This window comes from Streptomyces sp. NPDC002643 (genome assembly GCF_053592555.1).
This window is the reverse complement of sequence record NZ_JBSFVY010000047.1, coordinates 24,938-43,755: the sequence shown is the minus strand read 5'-3', so window position 1 is coordinate 43,755 and position 18,818 is coordinate 24,938. Positions and strand designations below refer to the sequence as shown.

Sequence of the window (18,818 nt, the reverse complement as noted above, 5' to 3'; positions counted from 1 at the left end):
GTAACCGAGGGTGATCACCAACGAGCAGCATCCGATCCGGCGTCCGGGAGGGGCAGGCCCAGGTGGTCGCGCAGGGTGGGGCCCTCGTACTCGGTGCGGAAGACGCCGCGTTCCTGGAGCAGGGGGATCACTCGGTCGACGAACTCGTCCAGACCGCCCGGGGTGAGGTGCGGGACGAGGATGAAGCCGTCAGCGGCGTCGGTCCGCACATGCTCGTCGATGGCGGCGGCGACCGAGGCGGGGGTGCCGATGAAGGACTGCCGGGCGGTCTGCTCGATGGCCAGCTCGCGGATGGACAGCTGCTTCGCCTCCGCCACGGCCCTCCACCGCTCCGCGATGCCGAACCGGTCGCCCGAGTGGGCCCAGCCCTGGACCACGTCGCTGTCCGGCACCGGGTCGATGTCGGGCAGCGGACCGTCGGGGTCGTACGCGGAGAGGTCGCGGCCCCAGACGTTCTCCAGGAACGCGATGGCGGTCTGCGGGCTGACCTGCTGCCGGCGGATGTGCGCGGCCCGCTCCTGTGCCTCGGCCTCGGTGTCCCCGAGTACGAAGGTGGCCGCCGGCATGATCTTCAGCTCGTCCGGCTGCCGGCCGTACCGTGCCAGGCGCCGTTTGACGTCGGCGTGGAAGGCGCGGCCCGCCTCCAGGGTGCCGTGGCGGCTGAAGACGACGTCGGCGGTGCGGGCGGCGAACTCGCGTCCCTCGTCGGAGTCCCCGGCCTGGATCAGGACCGGATGCCGTTGCGGCGAGTGCGGCAGGGTGGCGCGGGCCGTGATGTCGAACTGCGGGCCGGTGTGGCGTACGGTGCGCGGGGCGCCGCCGGGCGGCCAGGAGTCCCACAGGGCACGGGCCACCTCGACGAACTCCTCGGCCCGCGCATACCGGTCCGCGCGGTCCAGATAGCCGCCGCGGCGGAAGTTGGCGCCGGTGAAGGCGTCGGAGGTGGTGACCACGTTCCAGGCGGCGCGTCCGCCGGAGAGGTGGTCCAACGAGGCGAAGCGGCGGGCGAGTTCATGGGGCTCGTTGAAGGTCGTGTTGACGGTGGCGGCCAGGCCGAGGTGTTCGGTGACGGCCGCCAGCGCGTTCAGCACGGTCAGGGACTCGGGGCGCCCGACGACGTCGAGGTCGTGGATGAGGCCCTTGCGCTCACGCAGCCGCAGGCCCTCGGCCAGGAAGAAGAAGTCGAACCTGCCGCGCTCCGCCGTGCGCGCGAGATGCCGGAAGGACGAGAAGTCGATCTGACTGCCGGAGGCGGGGTCCTGCCACACGGTGGTGTTGTTGACACCGGGGAAGTGCGCGGCGAGGTGAACTCGCTTGGGAGTACGGGTGGTTGCGGAGGCGGGCGTCATCGGGCAGCCGCCTCCGCTTCGCCGGCGGATCGGGAGTGCTGAACGTGCTGGGCGTATTGATCGGCGGGGCGCGGCAGGCCCAGGTGGTCGCGGAGGGTGCGGCCGGTGTAGTCGGCGCGGAACAGGCCGCGTTCGCGCAGCGCCGGTACGAGGTCGTGGACCACTGCGGGCAGATCGGCGGGGGCCGAGGCCGGGAGGAGATGGAAGCCGTCGACGCCGGTGGCCGCGTACCAGTCGGCGAGCAGATCGGCGAGGTCAACGGCGGCGCCGGTGAAGCCCAGTTCGGCGGGCGGGAGGCTTCCGGGCCGGGTGCCGCCCCGGAGGTCGACCGTCCCGCTGCCACCCCCGACAGCGACGGTCCCGGTGCCGCCCCCGAGATCGACCGCGACGCGGACCAGCACCCGCAGCGCCCGCGGGTCGCGTCCGCTCTCCGCCACCCGGTGCAGCAGCGCCGCGTGGGCGAGCCGGGCCGTGGTCGGCTGGTCGGCGTCGAGGAGTACGACGTCGGCGTGGCTCGCGGCCAGTTCCCAGCGGCCGTCCGAGTCGTGCACGTCGAGCGCGACGGCGACGGGCGGTCGCCCCTGGGGCGGGCGGGGGACGGTGGACGGGCCTCGGACGGAGAAGTGCGGGCCCTCGAAGTCGATGTAGTGCAGCCGTTCCCGGTCGATGAAGCGGCCGGTGGCGGCGTCCCGGATCTCCGCGTCGTCCTCCCAGCTGTCCCACAGCCGGGCGGCGACCTCGGCGGCGTCGGCCGCCTCGGCCCACAGCTCGGCCGGAGGCGCACTCTCGCGGCGGCCCACGGCGCGGGCCTCGGCCTCGGTGCCGGAGACGTCGACCAGCCAGCCGGCCCGCCCCTCGCTGACGAAGTCCAGGGTGGCCAGGGCGGTGGAGGTGTGGAAGGGCTCGGTGTGCGTGGTGGTCACCGTCGGCACCAGCCCGATCCTGCGGGTCAGGGGCGCGAGGCGGGCGAGGACGGCCACCGCGTCCAGTCGGCCGGCACTGTCGTCGGGCGGCGGCCCCAGCCAGTCGCCGACGGTGACGAAGTCCAGGGAGCCCTGCTCGGCGAGGCGGATCAGGTCCGTCCAGTAGGCGGCGGTGAGGGACTCGGCGGGATGAGGGCCGGTCCGACCGGTCCCACCGGTCCCGCCGATTTCGATGGAGAGGTGGAGTTCGCGGGGCATGACCTCGTGTCCTGTACGAAGGGTTCGGTACGAAGGGTTCGGTACGAAGTGACCGATGAAGAGGGGCTGGTGAGAGAGCAGGGGTGCGCGGGCGCCGTACGGCCCGCGCACCCCGGTTCGGCTACTGGTTGCTCTTCGGCAGACCCGGCGGGTTGATCTCCGACTTGGTCACGGCCTCGTCGGACAGGCCCCAGCGCGCGAGCACCTTCGCATACGTGCCGTTCTCGATGACGTGGTTGAGCGCGTCGGCGAGCGGCTTGGCCAGTCCGCTGTCCTTCTTCGTGGTCGCCGCGATAAGGCCCTGGAGGGTGGCGCCCGCACCGGAGTACGTGCCGACGACCTCGGTCTTTCCGGTGGTGGCCGCATGGTAGGCGGCGGTCGGGTTGGGGCCGAGGTAGAGGTCGATGCGGCCGGACTGGAGGGCGAGGTAGGTGTCGCTGTCGTTCTGGTAGTACTTGATGTCCACCGGCTTGCGGCCGGCCTTCTCGTTCTCCTCGCTCCACTCGATCAGCAGCTTCTCCTGGTTGGTGCCGCTGCCGACGGCCACCGTCTTCCCTGCCACGTCCTCGGGCCCGCTGATCTTCAGGCCGCTGCCCTTCTTCGCCTCGAAGCCCAGGTTGTCCTCGCGGTAGGTGGCGAAGTCGTACTTTTCCTTGCGTTCCTCGGTGACGGTGATGTTGCTGAAGCCGACGTCGTACTTGGCGCTGTCGAGGCCGACGAAGATGTTCTCCCAGGAGACCGGGTTGAGGTGCGGCTTGAGGCCGAGCACATCGGCGACGAGGTGGGCGATGTCGGGTTCGACGCCGATGAACGTCTTGTTGTCGGTGGCATAGAAGGTCAGCGGCGCCGATGAACCGGAGGAGTGGACGATCTCCAGCGTGCCTCTCTCGCGGATCGCGTCCGGGACCTCGGCGGCGATGGAGTCGACCTTGTCGGTGGTGACGCGGTTCTGGTCCGGGGTCAGGTTGATCTTCGTCTTCGTGCCGGTCGTGTCCGCGACCTCGGTGGTTCCGCCGTCCGAGGGGTTGCCGCAGGCGGCGAGGACGAGGGCGGAGGCGAGTCCCAGCGCGACTGCGGTGGATCGGCGGACGAGGTGGTGGGACACGGCGGTACTCCTTGCAGAGGGAAGGGGAGGGAAGGGAAGAGGGGGATGGGGTGAGGAGTGGTCAGAGGACCTTGGAGAGGAAGGCGCGGGTGCGCTCGTGCCGTGGGGCGTCCAGGACGGCCGCGGGCGGCCCCTGCTCCACGACGACTCCGCCGTCCATGAACACCACGGTGTCGGCGACCTCGCGGGCGAAGCCGATCTCGTGGGTGACGACGATCATGGTGGTTCCGGTACTGGCCAAGTCCTTGATGACGTCGAGGACTTCGCCGACCAGCTCCGGGTCGAGTGCCGAGGTGGGCTCGTCGAAGAGCAGCACCTTGGGTTCGAGGGCGAGTGCGCGGGCGATGGCCACGCGCTGCTGCTGGCCGCCGGAGAGCTGGCGCGGATAGGCGTCGGCCTTGTCGGCGAGGCCGACCCGGTCGAGGAGCCGGCGGGCGGTCTCCTCGGCCTCCTTGCGCGGGCGGCGCAGCGCGGAGACCGGGGCCTCGACCAGGTTCTCCAGGGCCGTCAGATGGGGGAAGAGGTTGAAGTTCTGGAAGACGAACCCGATGTGGGTCCGCTGCTTCAGGACGTCCTTCTCCTTCAGCTCGTGCAGCTTGTTCCCGGAGCGGCGGTAGCCGATGAGTTCGCCGTCGATGCTGATCCAGCCGCTGTTGACCTTCTCCAGGTGGTTGATAGTGCGCAGCAGCGTGGACTTGCCGGAGCCGGACGGGCCGAGGATCACGGTGACCTCGCCGGCCCGGACCTTGAGGTCGACGCCGCGCAGCACCTCAAGGGGGCCGAAGCTCTTGTGGACGCCGTGGACGTCCACCATCACCTCGCTGCTCATCGGCTTTCTCCCAGGGACTTGAGGGGTACGACGGGCTGGTTACCCCGGGCCGCCGCCGCCCGGAGATCGCGTAGGAAGCGCCGGGCGCGCTGGACGGGGGTGGGCGGCGGGGTGCGGTCGGCGCCTCGGGCGTAACGCCGCTCCACGTAGTACTGAGCGATGGACAGCAGCGAGGTGAGGACGACGTACCAGGCGGTGGCGACCATCAGCATCGGGATCACCCGGCCGGTGCGGTTGTAGATGACCTGCACCTGGTAGAACAGCTCGCCGATCGCCATGACGTAGACCACCGAGGTGCCCTTGAGCAGGCCGATGATCTCGTTGCCGGCCGTGGGCAGAATGGCGCGCATGGCCTGGGGCAGCACGATCCGGCGGATCTGTCTGAGCCGGGGGATGCCCAGCGCTGCGGCGGCCTCCAGCTGTCCGTGGTCGACGGCGATGACTCCGCCCCGGACGATCTCGGCAGCGTACGCGGCCTGATGCAGCGACAGCCCGATGATCGCCGCCCCCATGGTGCCGATCAGGCTGTTGCTGTCGACGGACCAGAACACCGGGCCGAAGGGGATACCGACGCCCAACGAGTCGTACAGGGCGCTGAGATTGAACCAGAACACCAGCTGGACGATCATCGGGATGGACCGGAAGATCCAGATGTAGGACCAGGCGACGGTCCGCAGCACCGGGCTGCGCGACAGCCGCATGAAGGCCAGCACCGTCCCCAGGAGGAAGCCCAGCACCGTGGCGTAGGCGGTGAGTTGGAGGGTGACGCCGATCGCCTCGACGATCGTCTCCGAGAAGACGTAGTCGAAGAAGACGTTCCACTCCCATACGGGGTTGGTGGCCAGGCCGTGCGTGAACTGGGTGACCAGCACGATCACGGCGACGGCCGCCACCCACCGGGCGTAGTGGCGGGCCGGGACGACCTTGAGCGAGGCCGGGTCGTCCTTCGCGGGCGGGGTCCCCGGGCCGTCGCCCGAGGAGTCCACGCCGGTCGGCGCGGCGGCGGGCAGGAGGGCTGCGGTGCGCGGGCGTGGTCTGATGCCGTTGACGTTCACAGCTCGGCCGCCTTTCCCACGGGTTCCCGCGGCGCGAGGTGCTTCTCGAACGGCAGTCGGCCGATGGTCTCCGGGTCGGCCTCCGTGTCGAACAGCGGTGTGTAGCCGGTGGCCAGGTAGAGGCCGCGGGCCTCGGGCTGGCGTGACCCGGTGCTCAGGAAGATCCGCCGGTAGCCGCGTGCGCCCGCCTCACGCTCCAGCTCGGCGATGACACGGCGCGCGAGACCGCGGCGGCGGTGGGCGGAGTGGGTCCAGATCCGCTTGAGTTCGGCGGTGGCCGCGTCGTAGCGGCGGAAGGCACCGCCGGCCACGGGCTCGCCGCGTTCCAGCAAGAGCAGGAGCAGACCGCCGTACGGTTCCGTGAACTCCTCGTCGGGGTAGCGGGAGATCTCGCTGTGCGCGTCCTTGCCGTAGCGCTTGGAGTACTCGTCGCCGAGTTCGCGCAGCAGGGGTCTCACGCGTGGGTCGGAGACGGGGACTTGAATGACCGTCAACTCGGCTGTGGATGACGGTGGTTGGGCGAGGGACGTCATCGGTTCACCGCCGCGAGGTCCTGAAGACCGTGTGCGCCCTGCTTGGCATCCCGCTCCGCGTCGCGCTTGGCGACCTCCTCGCGGACGATCGGGATCACGTACCGGCCGAAGTCGATGGCGTCGCCCAGCAGGTCGTAGCCGCGCGCGGAGAGGATGTCGACGCCGAGGTCGTAGTAGTCGAGCAGCGCCCGGGCGACCGTCTCCGGAGTGCCGACCAGGGCGTTGGAGTTGCCCGCGCCGCCGGTCGCGGCGGCGGTCGGGGTCCACAGGGCGCGGTCGTAGCGCTCTCCCGCCTCGGCGATGGCGAGGAGACGCTGCGAGCCGGCGTTCTGGGGCTGGGCGTGCCCGTTGTGGCGCTTGGTGATCGCCTCGCCCCGGTCCTTGCGGGCCTTGATCGCGCCGACCGTGCGATGCGCCTTCTCCCAGGCCAGTTCCTCGGTCGGGGCGATGATCGGGCGGAAGGCGACCTGTATACGGGGCACATCGGTGCGGCCCGCGGCCTTCGCGGCGGCCTTGACGTTCTCGATCTGCTCGGCCGTCTTCGCGAGGGGCTCGCCCCACAGGCAGTAGATGTCGGCCTCGGCGCCCCCGGCGGCGTACGCGGCGGGCGACGAGCCGCCGAACGACACGTTCGGACGGGGCTGTTGGACCGGGAAGACATCGCTGACGAAGTCGTGGAAGCGGTAGTGCTCGCCCTCGTGGTCGAAGGACTCGTGGGTGGTCCAGATCTTCTTCACGATCCGGATGTACTCGCGGGTACGGGCGTAGCGCTCGTCCTTGGTGAGGGTGTCGCCCTCGCGGCCCTGCTCGCGGTCGTTGCCGCCGGTGATGAAGTGCACCGTCAGCCGGCCCTCGCTGATCCGGTCGAGGGTGGCGAAGGTCTTGGCGGCGAAGGTGGGGTACGAGACGTTGGGCCGGTGGGCCAGCAGGATCTGGAGGCGGTCCAGGTGGCTCGCGATGTACGCGGCGGCCGGTGCGGGGTCCGGCGATCCGGAGCCGTAGGCGAACAGCACCCGGTCCCAGCCGTGGTCCTCGTGCGCCCGGGCGAGCCGGAGCGTGTACTCCTTGTCGAAGGCCGCGCCGGAGCGCGGGGTGGTTTCGGAGCCGTCGTTGGTGGCGGCGATGCCGAGGAATTCCACGGGCATGGGAGTGGCTGCCTTTCGAGAGCGACCGCACACAGGCATGACGGAATGGCCTTGTGTGGAGGCGTGTTTGACGGTCCGTCAGCGAGACGACGGGCCGGTGCAGAAGTGACGACGTCGGGCGTCAGGCGTCAGGCGTCGGACGTCAGGCGTCGGACGTCAGGCGTCGGACGTCAGGCGTTGGACGTCGGGAGAAACAGTGCGGTTTTCGGCAGCGCGCATGGAGAGACAACTCGGCCCGCGACGGGGTTCACCGAGGGAGGGAAGGGCCGGTCAGACGGCCCGCTGCCGAGTCAGGCGCAACACGCGGCGGACCACACCCGACCGAAGTCGATGTGGTCGCGCGAGACCAAGCGCTGCTGGGCATTCATGCGGTCAATTGAGCAGTACGCCATGCCGTTCGTCAAGCCGCGCCCGGGCACAGTGAGACCTTCCCCACTTTCCCTACCGGATTACTAGGGAAATCTTGACGGTGCCGAGCGGAGACACGCAGCATGGTGAACATGTCCCGTACACAGCAACGACTCGTTCGTCGTCGGCATGTCGACTTTGGTCACGTCGTCAGCGCCGCCTGCTGTCACGCGTAAGGCACAGGGCTCCTTCATCCGCCCGTGCCGCTCCGCTCACCTTTCCCAGGCGATCAGACCCTCCGACGCTCCGACGAATTCACCCCCTGCGTCTGATGGTCCGCCACACTTCCGAGGGACAACCGCCATGACCACGGCACTTCCGGCTCAGGCCACTCCACACGATCAGCCGCTCTCCGACGCACGCCATCTCCGTCTGGTGGGCGACAGCGCGCGGAGCGCCGCCGAGGGACACGCATCCGCGCCGCTCGTCGGCTATCTCGTGCTCGTCCCCGAAGGCACCGATCTCACCGAACTCTTCGTCAAGGACAGGCCACGGCCCGAGATCCGACCGGTCGTCACGACGGACTCGATCCGCGTCCGGCAGACGGCGGACGAAGCCGCCCCCATCGAGGCCGCCCCCAGCGAAGCCGCCCCCATCGAGGCCGTCCACCTCGACACCGTCCCCGCCGAGGCAAGCCGCGCCGACGCCATCCGCGCCGACACCGCCCACACCGACGCCATCCGCGTCGACCCCGCCCGCCATGTCGCCGAGGTGGACGGACGCGAACTCGACCTCACCTACCTGGAGTTCGAGCTGCTGGCGCATCTCGTACTGCATCCCGACCACGTGCATTCGCGCGATCGGCTGGTGACCGCCGTCTGGGGCTACGACCACATCGGCGACGGCCGCACCGTGGATGTCCACATCGCCCGACTGCGCCGCAAGCTGGGCGAGGCCCACCGGCACCGGATCGTCACCGTTCGGCGCGTGGGCTACAAGTACGTGCCCGACCGGCGGGAGAGCCCCAACGCCGCGCTCTGCGGCCGACCTTGAGGAGACCACGTCCATGGGCCCTGCCTGCGCGCCCTCCGGCCCCGCCTCGCCGTCCGGCCCCACCGGGCCCGGCGACGCGCACTGGCTGCGCGTGGCCCGCGAGGCGGCGGACGACCTGGCCACGGACACGGTGGCCAGGGAGCAGGCGGGCAAGGCCCCGGTCGACGAAGTGTCCCGGCTGCGCGAAGCCGGGCTGCTGACGCTCCTCGTGCCGGCCGACTCCGCGGGAGGCGGCGCGGGCTGGCCCACGGCCTACGCCGTCGTCCGGGAGATCGCCGCGGCCGACGGCGCGATCGGTCAACTGCTCGGCTGTCACTACTTCCTGTCGTGGAGCGCCCGGTTCTTCGCCGGGCCCGCTCCCGCCGCACGGATCGAGGAGCGGTCGGCGGCCGAACAGTGGTGCTGGGGCGGCGGTTTCGCCCATCGGGAGCCGCCGCTGAGGCTGACCAGGGCCTCCCACGGCCTGGTCCTCGACGGTCGGCAGAGCTACACGACCGGCGTCCTGGTCGCCGACCGCCTCGCCGTGCGCGCCGTACGGGAGAGCACGGGTGAACCACTCGCCGTCGTCATAGATCCCGCCCGTCGCGGCGTTCGGATCGACGGCGACACCGACACCTTCGGCCAGCGGCTCGCGGCCGGCGGCAGCGTGGAGTTCGACGGTGTCGCGGTGAGCGGCGACGACGTACTCGGGTCCCTGTCGGCGGACGAGGACTTGCTGTCGCCCCGGGCCGCCCTGGCATCGCCGGTCGGTCATCTCGTCTCCGTCCAGTTCCTCCTCGGCATGGCCGAAGGGGTGCTGGCCGAAGCCCGTGAGTACAGCAGGCCGGGCCACACGCCCCGGCACCCCGCCTGGCCGGTCGGCACCGCCCACGACCCGCAGGCGCTGACCGCGTACGGCGAACTCACCGTGCTCACCCGCTCCGCGTCCGCGCTCGCCGACCAAGCGGTGGCCGCCGTGCGGGACGCGCTGGCACTCGGCGAGGACCTCACCTATGACGAGTACGCGGACATCTCTACCCTCGTCGCCATGGCCGAAGCCGCCGCGTCCAGGGCGGCGCAGGAGTCCACCACCCGCGCCCTCGACATCATCGGCGCCCGCTCCGCCTCCGCACGCCTGGGCTTCGACCGCTTCTGGCGCAACACCCGGACCCACACGCTGTACGAGCCCCTCACCCATCGCCTCCGCGACGTCGGCGACTACTACCTCAACGGCACCCACCCGCCGTTCGCCCTGCCCACCTGACTCGCGAGGCGGCGGCGCCCGGCCCGGCGATCACGCCCACCGATCCGCTGTCCACGCCCACCGATCCGCTGTTCCACGCCGACCGACAGCATTACGACAGCTGCACTTGACGCGCTCGTGATGTCCGGCGGGCCAAGATGTGCACTCTGCTGAATGTTCAAACACCGACCGGCCCTGTGCCGGGCCGTTCAGCGGGAGCCATGAGTGTCCGCGCCCGACGGCGCGTATTCATGGGCGAAGGTGCAAAGGAAAATCGGAAGGAATCGTCGGCATGACCAGCAAAACGATCAAAACCGCGGTGGAACCGGCTCGCCGTACCGTCGTCACGGCGGCCGGTGTGGCGGGGCTCGCCGTCGCGCTGACCGCGTGCGGGTCGGGGGACGACTCCTCGGACTCGTCCGGCTCGTCGGACACCCAGGCGGGCAGCGACGCGAACGCCGACGCCGGCAGCGGCAGCGCGGGCGGCGACGACAGCGCGTCCGGCTCCGGCGGCACCGAGATCGCCAAGACGTCCGACATCCCCGAGGGCGGCGGCAAGGTCTTCGAGAGCGAGGGCGTCGTCGTCACCCAGCCGACGGCCGGCACCTACAAGGCGTTCTCCGCCACCTGCACCCATCAGGGCTGCGCGGTGAAGTCGATCGCCGACGGCGTGATCAACTGCCCCTGTCACAACAGCAACTTCTCGGTCACCGACGGCAGCGTGAAGAGCGGCCCGGCGACCAAGGCGCTCCCCGAGAAGCAGGTCACCGTCGACGGCGAGTCGATCATGCTCGCGTGACGCTGCTCAACCGTTCGACCGCCCGGGCTCTTTGAGACAGCCCAGCACCTCGTCCGTGGTCGCGACCGTGGCGACCAACGCGAGGGTGTGGCGGATCATCGCGGGGGTGTAGTCGGCAGGCACCCCCGCGATGGCGTCCCCGGGCACGACGACCCGGTAGCCGAGGTTCACCGCGTCGAACACCGCGTTCGGCACGGCCACATTGGCCGAGACCCCGGTGACGATCAGCGTGCGACAGCCGAGGTTGCGCAGCAGCGCGTCGACATCGGTACCGGCCAGCGGGGACAGCCCGTGCAGCCGTCGGACGACCAGGTCCTCGTCGGCGACCTCGATGGGCGGCGCGACCCGTACCGCCGAAGTGCCCGTCAACTGCCGTACGGGGAGCCGCGCGGCGGCGTGGAAGAGGCGGGCGTTCTCGTTCGAACCCCGCCCGTCGGGCCGCCGCTCGGCGACGGCGTGCACGACCTGCACCCCGCGCTCGTGCGCCGCCGCGACCAGCAGGGCCACATTGCCGAGCGCCCCCGACGACCGTGCCTCGGCGGCCAGTTCGGGCAGCGCGCTCTCCGGTCCGACGACACCTCGCTGGCATTCGACGGTGAGCAGAACGGTCGCACCGGGTTCGAGCAGCCCGGCCAACTCCCGCCGCCGCTTCGCCTCCCGCGCCTCACCAGTGTCCGGCCCCTCACTCCCGTACGGCCTCGCCCCACGCTCGTACGACGGCATGGCGTCCCCTTGTCGCCGGTGGTCGGGGCGGGTGAGCGTAACGCCCCTTGCATGTGGACGGAAGACTGTCCATGCTCATCGGACGCCACGTCTCCGACCCATGTCAGCGGAGGGGAAAACCATGGCCGTCACTCAGCGCCGGGGCCGGAAGATCATGATGGAGCCCGGTGAGCTGGACGAATTCCTCGGCGCCCAGCGGACCTGCCGGGTCGCGACCGTCTCCGCGGACGGCTCCCCTCATGTCAGCCCGCTCTGGTACGTCTGGGACGGCACCTCGCTGTGGCTGTACTCGATCACCCGCAGCAAGCGCTGGGCGGCCCTGCGCCGCGACCCGCGCGTCGCCGTGGTAGTCGACGCCGGGGAGGAGTACGGCGAACTGCACGGTGTCGAGCTGTCCGGCACCGTTGAGGTGGTGGGCGAGGCTCCCCGTACCGGCGAGCCGAATCCCGAACTCGTCGAGGTGGAGCGGCTGTTCGCCCGCAAGAACTTCGCCGTCGACGAGATGCCCCACGACGGCCGCCACGCCTGGCTCCGTCTGACACCGGAGACGGTCACGTCATGGGACTTCCGAAAGCTGGGGTCGCTGGGCCGCTAATGCCCGAGTAACGACCGCCGCCTCCTGGCCGGAACCAGACCACCGGCTGGTACCGGGCCACCGGCCGCCAGTACCCAGCCCACCGGCCGGTACCGGGCCACCGGCCGGTACCAGCGGCCCTCGGCCCTCGGTCCCAACCCAGTCGCTACCCCCGGCACGCGTCCCCCGCCGACGCCAATGCCCGCACGGCCGCCCTGATCGACGGTCGTCGGTCGGCGTCGGCCCGCCAGACGGCGTAGACGCTGCGGTGGACGCGGTGGCGTACCGGCACGGTGCGTACTCCGGCCGGCATCGGGTCGCGGCCGAGTCGGGGCGCGATGCAGACGCCCAACCCGGCGGCGACCAGGGCGAGTTGGGTGTGGTGTTCACCGGCGCGGTGGGCGATGCGGGGCTCGATGCCGTTGCCGCGCAGGGTGTAGAGCAGCCATTCGTGGCAGAACGCGCCCTCGGGCCAGGCCACCCACGGCTCGTCCGCCAGTTCCTGCAGATCGATCTCGTCGCGCTCGGCCAGGGCATGCCCCTCGGGCAGCGCCACCTCCACGGGGTCATCGAGGATGGCAGCCCGGGCAAGCCCCTCGGGCACGGGCAGCGGCTTGTTGTACCAGTCGAGCACGACGGCGAGATCGGCATCGCCCCGGATCACCGCGCCGATCGCCAGTTCGGGCTCCAGCTCCCGCGACCGCACCCGCAGTGCCGGATGCTCGTCCCGCAGGGTGCGGAGGACGGCCGGGAACAGCCCCCGTACGGCCGTGGAGAACGCGGCGAGCCGCAGCTCACCGACGACCTGCCCGCGCTGCGCCTCCAGATCGGACTGGGCCAGCTCCACCTGGGACAGGATGCGCGCGGCATGATCGGCGAGCAGCCGCCCCGCGTCGGTGAGCCGCACCCCCCGCCCGTTCTTGGCGAGCAGCCGCTGCCCCACCTCCCGCTCCAGCTTGGCCAGTTGCTGCGACACGGCCGAGGTCGTGACATGCAGCCCCTCGGCCGCCGCGCTGACCGAGCCGTGCCGGGCGAGGGCATCGAGGGTGCGCAGGCGCTCCAGATTCAACATGTAAGCCATGCTACGAGGTTCCACTCAACAAATCTCGCTTGTACTACGAGATCGGGGCGGGGATCGTTGCGCCATGACCACGGTCGCCGCCTCCCGAGCCCCCGCCCACACCCCCGAAGCCCGCCGCAGGACCGTCGACTGGCGCCTGCGTTTCGCCTTTCTCTCCCTGATCTGGGGCTTCAGCTTCCTCCTGATCAAGGTCGGCACGCAGGCGTACGCGCCCTTCCAGGTCACCTTCGGCCGGCTGCTCTTCGGCACCGCCGTGCTCGCGGCGGCGATGGCGGTGAAGCGGGAGCGACTGCCGCGCGGCGCCCGCACCTGGGGGCATCTGACGGTGGCCGCCTTCCTCCTCAACGCGCTGCCGTTCTCGCTCTTCGCCTACGCGGAGCTGACGATCCCGTCCACGCTGGCCGGCATCTGCAACGCGACCTCGCCGCTGTGGGGCATGGCCCTCTCCCTGGTCGCACTCTCGGAGGACCGCCCGACCCGGATGCGGGTGGCCGGACTCGGCCTCGGCTTCCTCGGTGTCCTCACGGTCCTGGGCGCCTGGCAGGGCTTCCACGGACTGGACGCCAAGGGGACCGCGATGGCGCTGCTGGCCTCGCTCAGCTACCCGATCGGCTGGATCTACGTCCGCCGCACCCTGGCCGGGAACGCCCACTCCCCGCTCTCCCTGACTGGCGCCCAACTCCTGCTGGCGACCGCCCAACTGGCCCTGGTGACCCCGCTGTTCACCACTCTCCCGAGCGGTTTCCCGGTGCTGCCGCTGCTGGCGGTGATCGCGCTGGGCGCGCTCGGCACGGGCGTCGCCATGCTCGTCCAGTACGGCCTGGTCTCCGAGGTCGGCCCGACGACGGCCCAGATGGTCACGTACTTCATCCCGGTGATCGCCACGGCCGCGGGCGTCGCCCTCCTCGGCGAGCGTCTGACATGGTCGACCCCGGTCGGCGCGGCGATCGTCCTGGCGGGCGCGGCCCTGACCCAGGCCAAGCCACAGGCGCGGCGCCTGTCCGATCGCCGCGCATGACGTAACCGTCCAGCCGTCACGCACCACGTAGCCGTCCAGCCGTCACACGTAGCCGTGACCGTCCGACCGTCACGCGTGACCGCAACCGTCCGACCGTCACGTATGACCGTAACCGTCCGCCGCAACCGGCCCGACGGCCGAGGCCACCGCGTCCGCCAGGCCGTCGATCTCGTCCTCGGCGAGGGAGGAGACGGTGATCCGGATGCCCTGCGGGGCGTCGATCCGGAAGCGGGCGCCGGGTGCCACGGCCCAACCGGCGTGCAGCAGCCGGGCGACGGCCCCGGTCTCGTCCGGCACGGGCACCCAGACATGCATACCGCTGACCCCGTGCCCCCGCACCCCACGCTCGGCGAGCGCGTCGAGCAACGCCTGCCGCTTCCTCCCGTACGCCGCCGCCACGACCCGCGCGTCCACGGCGTCACCGGTCCACAGCCGGACGACGGCCCGCTGCAGCAACCGGCTCACCCAGCCCGGCCCCAGCCGCTGCCGCCCCCGGACCCGGTCGAGGGTGACGGGGTCCCCGGTGAGGACGGCGAGCCGCAGATCGGGACCGTACGCCTTGGCGACCGACCGTACGAACGCCCAGTGGCGGGTGACTCCGGCCAGCGGGTGCAGGGGCCGGTCGATGATGCGATAGCCGTGGTCGTCCTCGATGAGCAGGGTCTCGGGGTACTCGGCGAGCACCGATCGCAGGGCACGCGCGCGTGAGGCGGTCAGCGCCGCCCCGGTCGGGTTCTGCACGCGGTCGGTGACGACGAGGGCGCGCGCCCCGGACTCCAGTGCCCGTCGTACGTCGCCGGGGAGCGGCCCCTCGTCGTCGACACGGACGGGGACGACGCGCAGGCCGAGCGCCGGGACCAGGTCGAGCATGCTGCCCCAGCCGGGGTCCTCGACGGCCACGGCGTCCCCGGGTTTCAGATGGACGGCGAGTACGCGCTCGATGGCGTCCAGCGATCCGGAGTGGACGGCGACGGGCCCGTCCGGCACACCGTCGGCGTCCAGTTCCTGGCGCGCGATCCGGGCCAACTCCGGGTCCACCGGCCCCGCCCCGTACAGCACCGGTGCGCGGTCGGCCTGCTCCGCGGCGGCGGCGAACGCCTCGGCGAGGGACGGCAGCAGCGCCGGGTCGGGGTTGCCGTCGGCGAGGTCGCGCACCCCTTCCGGCACCTCGACCCGGATGGCCTCGCGCCCGGTGGTGGCGGGCCTGGGCCGCACCCGGCTTCCCCGCCGCCCGGCGGTCTCGATGACCCCGCGCTCGCGCAGCGTGCGATAGGCGGCCGCGACCGTATTGGGATTCACCCCCAGCCGACCCGCCAACTCCCGCATGGGGGGCAGCAGTTGCCCCGGCTCCAGCTCTCCCGAGCCCACCGCCCGCTCAACGCTGGCGGCAATCTCCGATGCACGCCGCCCCAAGATCGGATATTCTCCTAGCACAAAGCAGATTATGCACTAGTACAATGGAGCAGGCAAATGACGGGGCCCCAGCAGAGCCGACGGATTCAGCAGACCCACCAGACCGAACCGCCCCAAGAAGTGATATCGCCTCCCGCCGCCTACACCCCCACCGACCGCACGGTCCCCACCCGGGCCCCGCAGAAGGCGTCGTACGACAAGGAGTTGGTGCACGCGATCCTCGACGAGGGATACGTCTGCCACCTCGGCTTCGTCCGTGACGGCGCCCCGGTGGTGCTGCCGACGCTCTACGGCCGGGTCGGCGAGACGCTGTACGTGCACGGTTCGACGGGTTCGCGTCCGCTGCGGATGACGGGCCAGGCCGACCCGGGGCTGCCGGTCTGTCTGACGGTCACCCATGTCGACGCGCTGATCCTGGCCCGCTCCGGCTTCCACCACTCGATCAACTACCGCTCGGTGGTCGTGCACGGCACCGCCCATGACGTCACCGACCCCGAGGAGCGGCGGATCGCTCTCGACGCCCTGGTCGACCATGTCGTGCCGGGCCGCTCACAGGACTCCCGGCCCGCCAACCGCAAGGAGTTCGCCGCCACCGCGGTGATCCGCCTCGACCTGAACGAGGTCTCCGCCAAGACCCGTACCGGCGGCGTCAATGACGAGCCCGAGGACCTCTCCCTCCCGCACTGGGCCGGCGTGGTCCCCCTCCGCAAGGGCTACGAGACCCCCGTACCGGACCCGGACCTGGCACCCGGCACCGAGCTCCCCGACTACCTCAAGGCCCTCACATGCTGATCCACCCCTGGGACGCGCCCCGCGACGACACCGAATGGCGGCGCTGGCTCGCGACCCACGACTTCGGCCAACTCGCCGTCAACGGCCTGCCGGGCACCCCGCCCCATGTCCAGCCCCTGCACTTCGTCTACGACCCCGCCACCGGCGAACACAGCACGGTCCTGACCCATCTGGCCCGCCCCAACCCGCTGTGGCCCGCCCTGGAGGCCGACCCCTCGGTGGTCCTGAGCGTCGTCGACGACTACGTCTTCGTCCCCGGCCCCTGGCAGGCACCGCCCGACGCCCCACCCGAACACGGCACCCCGACCAGCTTCTACGCCGCCGTCCAACTCCACTGTGTGGCCCACACGGTCGACGACCCGACCGAGAAGGCGGCTCTCCTCAACCACCAGGTCGCCCACTTCCAGCCGGAGGGCGGCTCGGCCGAGGTGACCACGGACGGCACCCCGTTCGCGCGCATACTCCCGGGCATACGCGGCCTGCGCCTCGAAGTGACGTCCGTACGAGCCAAGTTCAAGTACGCGGCCCACCGCCCGGAGGAGGTCCAGGACCGCATAGCGGCGAACCTCGCGGCGAGGAGCGGCCCACACGACGAGGCGGCCCGGCAACACCAGCTCAGCAGGCGCGGCTTCTGGCCACCGGCGGCATGACGACCCTTCCGACGGTCGGCAGTTCAGCAGAGCCTCGCATCGGCGCCCCTACGGGGCCGCAGGCCCCAAAGGGGCGCGGGGCTGTATCGATGTGCGGCTCCGCCGCGTGGGCGCGACCAGCCACAACGGACCCGCAGCCCGCACCCCACAAGCCCCCCAACGGCGCTCATCGGCTAGTGCCCACCGACAACTCGGCCTCAGGCACCCGCCGTCCGGCCACGACATCCGCCGCCACATCTTTCGTCGGCCGACCCCGCTGCGCGACAAACGCCCCCACCAACACCACCGCCCCACCCAAAACCTGAGGCGCAGACAGATGCTCCCCGAGCAACACCCACGCGAGCGCGGTCGCCACAACCGCCTCAAGACACGCCACGACCCCGGCCACCTGCGGAGACAACCGCCGTACGGAGACCACCCCGGTGACATACGCCAGCACCGTGGCGATCAGCACCACCCACGCGAGCAACACCCAGGCGGCGACCGGAGTGTCCCCCATCCGCACGCTCCCCGCCAGCACGGCCCACTCCATCCCCCACGGCCGAGCCACGACCGTCAGCACAGCGGCGCCGACGAGCAACCCGTAGGCGATCACCCCGAGCGGATCGGGCGCCCCGTCCCCCGACTCGCTCCCCTGGTCGGACAGCACGAAGTACCCGACCTGGCAACAGGCCGCCCCGAGCGCGAGCAGCAGTCCCAGCGCGTCGAAGCGCAGCCCGGCCCACACCTCCACGACACAGGCGAGACCACCGACCGCGAGCACGACCCCGAAGGCGGCGGCACGTGTCACCGGCCGGCCCTGCACGAACCGCACCCAGCCGAGGACGATCGCCGGCGCGAGGTACTCGATGAGCAGCGCGACGCCGACGGGTATGCGGGAGAGGGAGGCGAAGTAGAAGGCCTGCACACCGGCGACGGCCAACAGCCCGAACCCGGCGAGCAGCGCGGGCCGCCGCCGCACCAGCCCCCGATGGCGCACGGCCAGCGGCAGCATCACCAGCGCGGCGCCCCCGACCCGCAACCACACCACGTGCAGCGGATCGAGCCCCGCCTCGATCAGTGGCTTGGCCGCCACCCCCGACCCACCGAAGGCGACCGCCGACCCGAGCGCGAGCCCCAATCCGACCCCGCGCCCACGCCGTCCCTGACTCCCCTGAGACCTGTGCACCGGCACATGATGCCACCCGACGACAGGAGCGTCACCCTCGATGACTCCTGTCTCACCTGTCGAGCGGCTTGAACGGCTCGAACGACCGGTACGTCCCGCCCCTCCCCGACCGAACCCGCGGGGCGACCGCCCCCTGTCTCACCGACCGGCCCCCCCACCGACCGGACCGCCTCACTCCCTCCCCCTCCCCCCTTCCCCCCGGCTCCGCGATCCGCCTGGCCAGCGTCTCCGTAGCGACGCGCGCGCTGCCGAGCACCTCCACCGCCCGCGAGGCCGGCGCCGCCAGGATCGCGGCGAGCAGATCGAGGCCACGGGCCCGCTCCTCGCCCCGCCGCACGGCACGCTCGTACGCCTGGGTCATGGCCCGGACCGCGACCGGCGACCAACCCGGCGCACCGGGCAGGCCCGGCACCCCTCCGGCGTCCTCGACACCGATCTGCCAGCGCAGTCCGTAGCCGATGCTGCGCTGCACGAGATAGCCGAGCAGCCGGGCGACCTGGTGGGCGTCGAAGACCGCGCGGACCTCGGGGTCGGCCTCCAGGAGCGAGTGCAGCAGATGGGCCGTGTCGATCTGCCGGTCCCCGCCCCGCAGCGCCCGTCTGCGCGCACCCCCGACCACCGAGGACAGCTCATCGGTGAGCCTGTCCTCGAACTCCATGGGGTTCTGGCCGTGGTCTACGGCCACCTGCCGAGGAATACGCGGGAGCACACACCCCACCCCATCAGCCCCACCGGCCCGGGTCATCCACGAAAGGAACCATCTTCGCCTTCCCCACAGAC

At 71.4% G+C, this 18,818-nt stretch carries 19 protein-coding genes; 7 read left to right on the top strand and 12 right to left on the bottom strand.

Features of this window, described 5'->3' with window-relative positions; genetic code table 11:
• Window positions 1-14: 14 nt before the first annotated feature.
• The 7 genes from ACWD4G_RS41170 to ACWD4G_RS41140 all read right to left on the bottom strand — a co-directional run bounded on the left by ACWD4G_RS41170 (window position 15) and on the right by ACWD4G_RS41140 (window position 7,197).
• The gene (locus tag ACWD4G_RS41170; RefSeq protein ID WP_451303046.1) at window positions 15-1,349 is read right to left on the bottom strand and encodes an NtaA/DmoA family FMN-dependent monooxygenase; all 1,335 of its coding nucleotides are present in this window, start codon (window positions 1,347-1,349) and stop codon (window positions 15-17) included.
• Window positions 1,346-2,530 (bottom strand): LLM class flavin-dependent oxidoreductase, encoded by a 1,185-nt coding sequence (locus tag ACWD4G_RS41165; protein WP_451303044.1) that lies wholly within the window; start codon window positions 2,528-2,530, stop codon window positions 1,346-1,348. Before ACWD4G_RS41165 ends, ACWD4G_RS41170 begins: the two co-directional genes overlap by 4 nt.
• A 121-nt stretch (window positions 2,531-2,651) precedes the next feature.
• The gene (locus ACWD4G_RS41160) at window positions 2,652-3,635 is read right to left on the bottom strand and encodes an ABC transporter substrate-binding protein (protein WP_451303042.1); all 984 of its coding nucleotides are present in this window, start codon (window positions 3,633-3,635) and stop codon (window positions 2,652-2,654) included.
• A 61-nt stretch (window positions 3,636-3,696) separates the two neighbouring features.
• Window positions 3,697-4,464 carry an amino acid ABC transporter ATP-binding protein gene (locus tag ACWD4G_RS41155; RefSeq protein ID WP_451303040.1) on the bottom strand — a complete coding sequence of 256 codons (768 nt, stop codon included), beginning with the start codon at window positions 4,462-4,464 and terminating at the stop codon, window positions 3,697-3,699.
• Window positions 4,461-5,450: an amino acid ABC transporter permease gene (locus ACWD4G_RS41150; protein ID WP_451303090.1), complete on the bottom strand. Its 990-nt coding sequence runs from the start codon at window positions 5,448-5,450 to the stop codon at window positions 4,461-4,463. Before ACWD4G_RS41150 ends, ACWD4G_RS41155 begins: the two co-directional genes overlap by 4 nt.
• A 65-nt stretch (window positions 5,451-5,515) precedes the next feature.
• Window positions 5,516-6,052 carry a GNAT family N-acetyltransferase gene (locus ACWD4G_RS41145; RefSeq protein WP_451303038.1) on the bottom strand — a complete coding sequence of 179 codons (537 nt, stop codon included), beginning with the start codon at window positions 6,050-6,052 and terminating at the stop codon, window positions 5,516-5,518.
• Window positions 6,049-7,197, bottom strand: coding sequence for an LLM class flavin-dependent oxidoreductase (locus ACWD4G_RS41140; protein WP_451303036.1), 1,149 nt, complete (start codon window positions 7,195-7,197; stop codon window positions 6,049-6,051). The genes ACWD4G_RS41145 and ACWD4G_RS41140 overlap by 4 nt, the downstream gene beginning before the upstream one ends.
• A 711-nt stretch (window positions 7,198-7,908) precedes the next feature.
• On the opposite strand from ACWD4G_RS41140, the gene ACWD4G_RS41135 reads away from it, so the two are divergent.
• The 3 genes from ACWD4G_RS41135 (at window position 7,909) to ACWD4G_RS41125 (ending at window position 10,619) form a co-directional block, all read left to right on the top strand.
• Window positions 7,909-8,598, top strand: coding sequence for a winged helix-turn-helix domain-containing protein (locus tag ACWD4G_RS41135; RefSeq protein ID WP_451303034.1), 690 nt, complete (start codon window positions 7,909-7,911; stop codon window positions 8,596-8,598).
• Between the two features lie 13 nt (window positions 8,599-8,611).
• Window positions 8,612-9,841: an acyl-CoA dehydrogenase family protein gene (locus ACWD4G_RS41130; protein WP_451303032.1), complete on the top strand. Its 1,230-nt coding sequence runs from the start codon at window positions 8,612-8,614 to the stop codon at window positions 9,839-9,841.
• 271 nt (window positions 9,842-10,112) lie between these two features.
• Window positions 10,113-10,619, top strand: coding sequence for a Rieske (2Fe-2S) protein (locus tag ACWD4G_RS41125; RefSeq protein WP_451303030.1), 507 nt, complete (start codon window positions 10,113-10,115; stop codon window positions 10,617-10,619).
• 6 nt (window positions 10,620-10,625) lie between these two features.
• On the opposite strand, the gene ACWD4G_RS41120 is transcribed toward ACWD4G_RS41125, so the two are convergent.
• Window positions 10,626-11,342, bottom strand: coding sequence for a cysteine hydrolase (locus ACWD4G_RS41120; protein WP_451303028.1), 717 nt, complete (start codon window positions 11,340-11,342; stop codon window positions 10,626-10,628).
• Between the two features lie 121 nt (window positions 11,343-11,463).
• Between ACWD4G_RS41120 and ACWD4G_RS41115 the strand changes: the two genes are divergently transcribed.
• Window positions 11,464-11,937, top strand: a complete 474-nt coding sequence (locus ACWD4G_RS41115; protein ID WP_451303026.1) for a pyridoxamine 5'-phosphate oxidase family protein — start codon at window positions 11,464-11,466, stop codon at window positions 11,935-11,937.
• Window positions 11,938-12,082: 145 nt separating this feature from the next.
• Here the strand turns inward: ACWD4G_RS41115 and ACWD4G_RS41110 are convergent, their stop codons facing one another.
• Window positions 12,083-12,988: a LysR family transcriptional regulator gene (locus ACWD4G_RS41110; RefSeq protein WP_451303088.1), complete on the bottom strand. Its 906-nt coding sequence runs from the start codon at window positions 12,986-12,988 to the stop codon at window positions 12,083-12,085.
• Between the two features lie 73 nt (window positions 12,989-13,061).
• Between ACWD4G_RS41110 and ACWD4G_RS41105 the strand changes: the two genes are divergently transcribed.
• A complete protein-coding gene (locus ACWD4G_RS41105; RefSeq protein WP_451303024.1) occupies window positions 13,062-14,015 on the top strand; it encodes a DMT family transporter in 954 nt (317 codons plus the stop codon).
• Between the two features lie 96 nt (window positions 14,016-14,111).
• Here the strand turns inward: ACWD4G_RS41105 and ACWD4G_RS41100 are convergent, their stop codons facing one another.
• A complete protein-coding gene (locus ACWD4G_RS41100) occupies window positions 14,112-15,449 on the bottom strand; it encodes an aminotransferase class I/II-fold pyridoxal phosphate-dependent enzyme (protein ID WP_451303022.1) in 1,338 nt (445 codons plus the stop codon).
• Window positions 15,450-15,485: 36 nt separating this feature from the next.
• Here ACWD4G_RS41100 and ACWD4G_RS41095 point away from each other — a divergent pair, with 36 nt between their 5' ends.
• Window positions 15,486-16,220: a pyridoxamine 5'-phosphate oxidase family protein gene (locus ACWD4G_RS41095; RefSeq protein ID WP_451303020.1), complete on the top strand. Its 735-nt coding sequence runs from the start codon at window positions 15,486-15,488 to the stop codon at window positions 16,218-16,220.
• Window positions 16,214-16,870 carry an FMN-binding negative transcriptional regulator gene (locus ACWD4G_RS41090; protein ID WP_451303018.1) on the top strand — a complete coding sequence of 219 codons (657 nt, stop codon included), beginning with the start codon at window positions 16,214-16,216 and terminating at the stop codon, window positions 16,868-16,870. Before ACWD4G_RS41095 ends, ACWD4G_RS41090 begins: the two co-directional genes overlap by 7 nt.
• A gap of 166 nt (window positions 16,871-17,036) precedes the next feature.
• Here the strand turns inward: ACWD4G_RS41090 and ACWD4G_RS41085 are convergent, their stop codons facing one another.
• Both ACWD4G_RS41085 and ACWD4G_RS41080 read right to left on the bottom strand, forming a co-directional pair.
• Window positions 17,037-18,044 carry an EamA family transporter gene (locus tag ACWD4G_RS41085; RefSeq protein ID WP_451303016.1) on the bottom strand — a complete coding sequence of 336 codons (1,008 nt, stop codon included), beginning with the start codon at window positions 18,042-18,044 and terminating at the stop codon, window positions 17,037-17,039.
• Window positions 18,045-18,090: 46 nt separating this feature from the next.
• Entirely contained in the window at window positions 18,091-18,696 is a 606-nt protein-coding gene (locus ACWD4G_RS41080; RefSeq protein ID WP_451303086.1) for a peptidase, read from the bottom strand.
• Window positions 18,697-18,818: the final 122 nt, after the last annotated feature.